The sequence below is a fragment of the Nonomuraea sp. NPDC059023 genome, assembly GCF_042740095.1.
Taxonomy (GTDB): domain Bacteria; phylum Actinomycetota; class Actinomycetes; order Streptosporangiales; family Streptosporangiaceae; genus Nonomuraea.
The window spans coordinates 1-5,243 of sequence record NZ_JBHYIO010000104.1; the positions used below are offsets into that span (position 1 = coordinate 1).

General features: G+C 71.7%; 5 protein-coding genes. 3 read left to right on the forward strand and 2 right to left on the reverse strand.

Annotated elements, in window-relative coordinates; translation table 11 throughout:
- The coding region (locus tag ACFWYW_RS58770; RefSeq protein WP_379641456.1) for a MerR family transcriptional regulator at nucleotides 1–237 on the reverse strand (237 nt) is incomplete at its 3' end.
- 73 nt (nucleotides 238–310) lie between these two features.
- On the opposite strand from ACFWYW_RS58770, the gene ACFWYW_RS58775 reads away from it, so the two are divergent.
- Both ACFWYW_RS58775 and ACFWYW_RS58780 read left to right on the forward strand, forming a co-directional pair.
- Nucleotides 311–1,555 (forward strand): cryptochrome/photolyase family protein, encoded by a 1,245-nt coding sequence (locus ACFWYW_RS58775; RefSeq protein ID WP_379626718.1) that lies wholly within the window; start codon nucleotides 311–313, stop codon nucleotides 1,553–1,555.
- A gap of 371 nt (nucleotides 1,556–1,926) precedes the next feature.
- Complete coding sequence (locus tag ACFWYW_RS58780; protein WP_379626719.1) at nucleotides 1,927–3,531, forward strand: penicillin-binding transpeptidase domain-containing protein; 1,605 nt, start codon at nucleotides 1,927–1,929, stop codon at nucleotides 3,529–3,531.
- A gap of 43 nt (nucleotides 3,532–3,574) precedes the next feature.
- Here the strand turns inward: ACFWYW_RS58780 and ACFWYW_RS58785 are convergent, their stop codons facing one another.
- Complete coding sequence (locus ACFWYW_RS58785; RefSeq protein WP_379641457.1) at nucleotides 3,575–4,699, reverse strand: hypothetical protein; 1,125 nt, start codon at nucleotides 4,697–4,699, stop codon at nucleotides 3,575–3,577.
- 96 nt (nucleotides 4,700–4,795) lie between these two features.
- Between ACFWYW_RS58785 and ACFWYW_RS58790 the strand changes: the two genes are divergently transcribed.
- Nucleotides 4,796–5,152 carry an ArsR/SmtB family transcription factor gene (locus tag ACFWYW_RS58790; protein WP_379626722.1) on the forward strand — a complete coding sequence of 119 codons (357 nt, stop codon included), beginning with the start codon at nucleotides 4,796–4,798 and terminating at the stop codon, nucleotides 5,150–5,152.
- The last annotated feature ends 91 nt before the right edge of the window (nucleotides 5,153–5,243 follow it).

Genomic DNA, 5,243 nt, shown 5'->3' on the forward strand with positions numbered 1-5,243 from the left:
GGCCTCGCGTGCGGCGTCCGCGGGCGCGACCCCCTGGTGGATCAGCCGGGCCATCTCCTCCAACCGGCGCAGATCCGCCTGGTCGTAGCGGCGATGGCCGCCCGGGCTGCGCCGGCTCGGGCCGATGCCGTAGCGCAGGTTCCAGGTGCGCAACGTGGGAGCGGGCACGCCAAGCCGCCTGGCCACGGCTCCAATGCCGTATCCCGGCTCCTCGGCAGGCGCGTTCTCGGTCGACATCTTCCCTCATTCTTTCGGACGCCGGCCCCCCGAAGTTGCAACCGGCGCCGTGGCGGCTGCGAACACGCTGGTGATGGATACTGTGATCGTCCTGTTCAACCGGGACCTGCGTCTGCACGACCACCCCGCGCTGGCCGCCGCCTGCGAGCGCGCCCGCACGGTGGTTCCGCTGTTCGTGCTCGATCCCGCCGTGCCCGCGGGCCGCCGCACGAGCTTCCTGCTCGACAGCCTCACGGACCTGCGCGCGAGCCTGCGCGCCAAAGGCGCCGATCTGTTCGTACGGCACGGCGACACCGTGGCCGAAACCGTGCGCCTGGCCCGGCAGGTCGCCGCGGCAGCGGTCTTCGCCTCCGCCGACGTCAGCGCCCTTGCCCGGCGCAGAGAGCAGCGGCTGGCGGCCGAGCGGATCGGCCTGCACCTCTTCCCCGGCGTGACCGTCGTCCCGCCCGGACGGCTGCGGCCCGCCGGAGGCGACCACTACCGGATCTTCACCCCCTACTGGCGAGCCTGGACCCAAGCCGAACGGCGAGCGCTCGCGCCGGTCCCGGTCTCGATCACCGTCCCGGACGACCTGGAGCCGGGGAAGATCCCGCACGCGCCGCGCTGGGGCGCGATGCCCGGCGGCGAGACCCATGCCCGCGCCCGCATGCGTACCTGGATCGGCGCCCATCTCGACGACTACTCCGACCGGCACGACGACCTGGCCGGGGACCGTACCTCCAAACTGAGCCCTTACCTGCGCTTCGGCTGCCTGTCGCCTCTGGAGCTGGCCGAACACGGCAACGAGCCCTTCACCAGGCAGCTGTGCTGGCGCGACTTCCACCACCAGGTCACCTTCGCCTTCCCGGACATCGCGCGCATCGACTACCGCCCGCGCGGCCACCACTGGCGCGACGACCCCGAGGCCACCCAGGCATGGGCCGCGGGCCAGACCGGCGTCCCGATCGTGGACGCCGGCATGCGCCAGCTGCTCGCCGAGGGGTGGATGCACAACCGCGCCCGCATGATCACCGCCTCCTACCTCGTCAAGCACCTGCGCGTCGACTGGCGGGCAGGCGCCGCGCACTTCTTCGAACTCCTGCTGGACGGCGAGGTGGCCAACAACTCCGGCAACTGGCAGTGGATCGCCGGCACCGGCAACGACACCCGCCCCAACCGCACGTTCAACCCGATCCGGCAGGCCAGGCGCTTCGACCCCGACGGCGCGTACGTGCGCCGCCACGTCCCCGAACTGGCCGACGTCCCGGCCCGGCTGATCCACGAGCCCTGGCTCGCACCCCGGCCGATCCCCGGCTACCCACCGCCGGTCTCCCTGTGACGCCGGACCAATCGCGAGGGGATCGGCCGCCGGCGGCCTGATGGCCTCGGCACGCAGTTACTACGCGAACCGGGCGGGTTCGAGGGACAGTGGCAACGCAGCGTGCGCGTCCCTTGCGAACCGGCGGGGCCCCGGCCCGGACAGCAGGATCAGCGCCGCGACCGGCGGCGCGAGGAGGGCGGCGCGGAAGACCATGTGGTCGGGCTTCGGCGATCGTGGTGCGCGGACGCGCCCGGGGGCGGAGAATCGGTCGGATCGGGGTAGGGGACGGTCGGTCGCCGGGTAGGGGTGGGCGATCCGAGAAAGTGGGACATGTCAGGATTTGTCGCCTACTAAGCTCGGGGATCCGTCGACGAGCAGGGGGCTGAGCTGTGGCGCGTGGTACGACCATCGCGATCGTTTCCGTGGTGACGGTGGTGGCGCTGGGGGCCGCAGGCACCGGCGCCTACTTCTTGCTGCGCACCACGGGAAGCCCGGCCGAGACCGCCGGGCGCTTCGCCGCCGCCTGGCAGAACGGCGACAACGCGGCCATGACCAGGGAACTCGCGGCGCCGCAGTCGCTGGCCGGCTATGAGCAGATGCGCACCGGCCTGGCCATCGAGACGCTCAAGGTCACGCTGGGACAGGCGGCTCCGGAGAAGGACGGGCGCTCGCAGGTGCCGTACACGGCGAGCATGAAGCTCAAGAACGTCGGCGACTGGAGCTACCAGGGACAGATCCCCGTGAAGGTGACCGACCGCACCTGGAAGGTCGACTGGACGCCGCAGACCCTGCACCCGTCGATGAGCAACGGCGCCGCGTTCGCGCTCAAGACGCGCTGGCCGGAGCGCGGCGAGATCACCGACAGCACCGGCGCGCGCATCGACACCGGCCAGGTGGGCGGGTCGGTGCAGCAACTGGTCGGGTTCCTCGACAAGGCGACCAAGAAGGACATCGAACAGCTCGGCCCCTCCTACAAGGTCGGCCAGGCCGTCGGCCGCGGCGGGCTGCAGGAGAACTTCCAGAAGCGCCTGGCCGGTACGCCCACCACCGAGATCCAGCTCGGCGGCAAGACGCTGGAGACGATCGACGGCGAGAAGGGCGGGAGCGTGGAGACCACCCTGGACCCGCGCGTCCAGGACGCCGCCGTCGCCGCCGTCAAGGACCTGGACAAGCCGGCCGCGCTCGTCGCCGTCGAGAGCGGCAGCGGCGAGATCAAGGCCGTGGTCAACAACCGGGGCGGCTTCGACCGGGCCATCAACGGACGGTACGCGCCCGGCTCGACGTTCAAGGCGGTCACCGCCATCGGCCTGCTGGCCGGAGGCGTCGGCCCGCAGGAGCGGGTCACCTGCCCCAAGTACGCCACCGTCGGCGGGCTGAAGATCCGTAACTCCGAGCGGGCCGAGTACGGCTCGCTCAGCTTCTCCGACTCCTTCGCCTACTCCTGCAACACCACCTTCGCCCCCCTCGCCAAGCAGCACCTCGGCGCCGCCAAGCTGCTGGAGACGGCCGAGCGGGTCGGCTTCAACCAGCCCCTGGCGATCGGCGTGCCCGCCACCAAGCCGAGCTTCCCCAAGGCCGAGTCCGACGCGGAGCTGGCGGCCGAGTCCTTCGGCCAGGCCCGCATCACCGCCAGCCCGCTCACCATGGCCTCGGTGGCCGCCGCGATCGCCGACGGCACCTGGCGCCCGCCGACGCTCGTACCCGACATGAAGCAGAAGGCCGAGCCGCGCGAACTGCCCGAGGGCGTGAGCGACAAGCTGGGCTCGATGATGTCGGCCGTGGTCACCAAGGGCACCGCCAAGGCGGCCGGGCTGCCCGGCGGCACCCGCGGCAAGACCGGCACCGCCGAGTACGGCAGCGGCCCCAAGCTCGACTCCCACGCCTGGTTCATGGGCTACAAGGGCTCGCTGGCCTTCGCCGTCGTGGTGGAGGGCGGCGGTGGCGGCGGCAAGGTCGCGGCCCCGGTCGCCGCGGCGTTCCTGCGCGGTCTGTAAAAAAGGGGGCGACCCGGCAGGTTGCCCCCTTCCTAGTAGGCGGTCACTCGCAGCCGCGCTTGCCCGGCTTGGCGATCTTGCCTGCCGCCGCGCCGGTCTTGGCCGCCGCGTAGCCGCCCACCACCAGGCGCTCCTCGAAGACGCGCTCACGGGTGGACAGCTTGGTCAGCAGCCGGGAGGCGCCCGACTTGACGTTCACCGCGTACACGTAGGCGCCCAGGACCGTGGACTCCTTCTTGCCCGGACGTTCCCGGCTGGCCGCCGCCACGATCTCGTTCGTGCCGAGCCAGTCGATCGCGTCGGCCCGGTTCACGTCGGCCGGCAGCCTCGGCTTGACCTTGGTCATCTTGCCCGTCGTGGTGGAGTACACCGTCAGCCACACCGGCGTCATGTCGGGCCCGCACGCGGGCGGGCCTTTGGGCACCAGGTTGGCCGCCCGGCCGTCGCGTGCGGCGAAGGCGCCCCAGATGAGGTGCTTGCCGGCCTTCTCCGGGATCTTGGCCTTGGTCGTGTGCCCGTCCGCGACCGTGCGGAACCAGCCCCGCTGCCCGATCCCGGGCTCGCTCAGCAAGGTCACCCGTCCAGAACCTGGCTCGACGTCCAGCAGCGTCAGGCCCTTGGGCATGTTCCGCCTCGTGCCCGCCTCCACCTCGACGTAGGTGGTGACCGGGCGGTCGGAGTAGCGCGGGTGGGTGATCGCCAGGCCGCCGCCGTCCCGCACGAACCTCAGGCTGAACGGCGAGCCGACCGACCCCTTCGGCGCCCGGTGGGGAAGGTCCCAGGTCTGCCCCGTGCCCAGGTCGCGTACCACCACGCGGTCGTCGGAAGCGCGCTGGTAGGCGACGCGGGCGCCGTCCGGGCTGATGGCGAAGGCCCCCGCCTCGCCGGCGTCGTCGGCCTTCTTGCCCTTCTCGTACGCGAGCGCCTCCGGGAAGGAGTAGACCCGCCCGTCGAGCGTCACCACACGCCAGGTGTCGCACGTGCCGGTGGGCAGCAGGTCCTTGCCCGCGGCACACAGGTAGGCGAAGGCCGCGGCCCCCGCGCCGGACTCCGGTAAAGCCGGCGGCTTGCCCGGCATCGACGCCCCCGCGGCGCCGGCCGGCACCGCGCAGCCGACCGCGGCCAGCGCGATCACCGCGGCCGATCGCAGGCAGGTTGACATGTCCATCGTGATCCCCCCGTCGGGAACTGGTGCTTACTCCATGTTGGAGAGCGCTCGGACCGGGAAAGTTCGCGCCCGCGCGGCTCGCCCTACGATGACTGCATGAGCGATCAGCCCTCGTCCCGAACGGTTCATCGGCACCGGCCGGTGCCCGACCGGGAGCAGCTGGACGCCGCGAGCCGGGTGTTCGGCCTGCTGGCCGACTCGACGCGGCTGCACCTGCTGTGGTTGCTGTCGGAGGGGGAGGCCGACGTGAGCCACCTCGCCGCGGCCAGCGGCGCGGCGCAGCCCGCCGTCAGCCAGCACCTGGCCAAGCTCCGGCTGGCCAGTCTGGTGCAGTCGCGCAGGGAGGGGCGCCGCGTGGTGTACTCGTTGCGCGACGGCCACCTGCGCAACCTCGTCACCGAAGCCCTGAGTCACGCCGAGCACAAGGTGACCGGAGACCTCTGGCACGCCTAGATCGTTGATGTGAAATTCGGTGATCGGCTGCGGGCATGACGAAGGGCGTCCATGGTCGGTGTGTGAAGACAGACTTAGACGCCCTTCTGAT